This is a genomic window from Ferruginibacter sp. (assembly GCF_014377975.1).
In the GTDB taxonomy this organism is placed as follows: Bacteria; Bacteroidota; Bacteroidia; order Chitinophagales; family Chitinophagaceae; genus Ferruginibacter.
Map to the genome: position 1 here is coordinate 1 of NZ_JACMOO010000371.1, position 1,586 is coordinate 1,586.

Below are 1,586 nucleotides of genomic sequence, written 5' to 3' on the forward strand. Positions count from 1 at the left end.
ATAGCTACTTTTGCAGAAGGTTGTTTCTGGCACGGCGAAATCGTTTTTCAAAGCCTTTCAGGAGTAAGGGATGCCGTTTCCGGGTATGCAGGCGGAACAACTACTTCTCCTACTTACGAAAAAGTAGCTTCCGGCAATACCGGTCACACAGAAACAGTAAATGTTTATTATGACCCGAATAAAATTTCCTATGCTCAGCTGGTTTCAGCGCTTTTTGCCAGCATGGACCCCACAACTTTAAACAGGCAGGGTAACGATGCAGGTACGGAATATCGTTCTGCTGCATTTTACAGAACAGAATCAGAAAAAAATATTCTTAATGCTGAAATAGCAAGGATAAATAAATCAAAAAAATACAGCAGTAAGGTGGTGACTGAAGTAGTCCCATTTACTAAGTTTTATCCGGCAGAAGCATACCACCAGGAATATATATCCAACAATCCCGGCAATTCTTACGTGCAGAATGTTTCCATTCCGGATTATATGCATTTCAGAAAAATATTTAAAGGCCCCTTTAAAGATTAACCGATAGGTTTTCAACAGCCTTGTTATAATCATACTGCATGTCCTCATGCATTGCATTTACTGCCTTATTGATTCTTTTTATCAACGATAAATAGAGGCTCAGTAAGGCGGTATTTTTTTTAAGATTTATCTGTAATGAATTAATTTTCTCACAAACAAAAAGAAGAATCTCTGTTTCGGTGGTTTCTGCCGGGCTGTATTTTATATATCGATTTGCAGTTCTAATTATTTTACGAATTGTTTTCTTAGCAAAATAAATATTTTTGGTATTTACCGTAAGGAAAATCTCTCCCAGCATTTCATTCACGCCTTTTACATACTCCTGTTCATCAGTTGATTCAAATAAAAGATAATTGAGCAGTTCTTTGTTTTCTTTTTTAAATTTTGCCAGGCGCAGGCACAGCAACATTAACTCCTGCGACGGAACATTCTCTAATTCTGTTTTTATCTCTTTAAGAGAAGCAGTCTTCATTAAGGAAAAATACTATCTTATTTTTTTATTCAATATTTTTATTCCAAAAGTTTGAAATAATGAAAAGACAACTTCCCTCACCTATCACCATATTAATGATAATTATTCTCCTGGCAGCATTGTGTACATGGCTGGTTCCTGCGGGTAAATATGATACTATAACTTATACTGAAGGTGATCGTTTTCAGTTAAAAACCGGTACAAAGGATTCATCTATTCCTTTCACTCAGGTTTCTTTAGACAGTCTTAAAATAAAAATAAGCATTGAGAAATTTAAAACCGGCGCTGTGCGCAAACCTGTTTCTGTACCCGGAAGTTATCAGCAGTTGCCCTCAAACCGGCAGGGTTTTTTAGAGATTTTAAAAGCGCCCATCAAAGGTGTGTATGAAGCAATTGACATTATATTTTTTATCCTGGTTATAGGTGCTTTTATGCAGGTGTTTAATGAGAGCGGGGCCATGGAACGCGGCCTTCGCACGCTTTCTTACAGGATGAAAGGAAAAGAAACCCGGCTGATTATTTTTTTGACATTTTTATTTTCATTTGCCGGCGGTTCTTACGGCATGGCTGAAGAAACCTTAGTATTTTA

The 1,586-nt window shown here is 36.9% G+C and carries 3 protein-coding genes; 2 read left to right on the forward strand and 1 reads right to left on the reverse strand.

Annotated features, from left to right (window positions below):
• A partial coding sequence (gene msrA, locus H7254_RS18260) for a peptide-methionine (S)-S-oxide reductase MsrA (RefSeq protein WP_301934335.1) occupies nt 1–525 on the forward strand: 525 nt, incomplete at its 5' end.
• Here msrA and H7254_RS18265 read toward each other — a convergent pair.
• On the reverse strand, nt 515–997 hold the full coding sequence (locus H7254_RS18265; RefSeq protein WP_301934336.1) for a hypothetical protein: 483 nt from the start codon (nt 995–997) through the stop codon (nt 515–517). The genes msrA and H7254_RS18265 overlap by 11 nt on opposite strands.
• A gap of 59 nt (nt 998–1,056) precedes the next feature.
• Between H7254_RS18265 and H7254_RS18270 the strand changes: the two genes are divergently transcribed.
• On the forward strand, nt 1,057–1,586 hold a 530-nt coding region (locus tag H7254_RS18270; protein WP_301934337.1), incomplete at its 3' end, for a hypothetical protein.

Excerpts from the sequence above, each read along its gene's own strand:
- H7254_RS18265 (WP_301934336.1), bottom strand. The coding sequence starts at position 997 with ATGAAGACTGCTTCTCTTAAAGAGATAAAAACAGAATTAGAGAATGTT.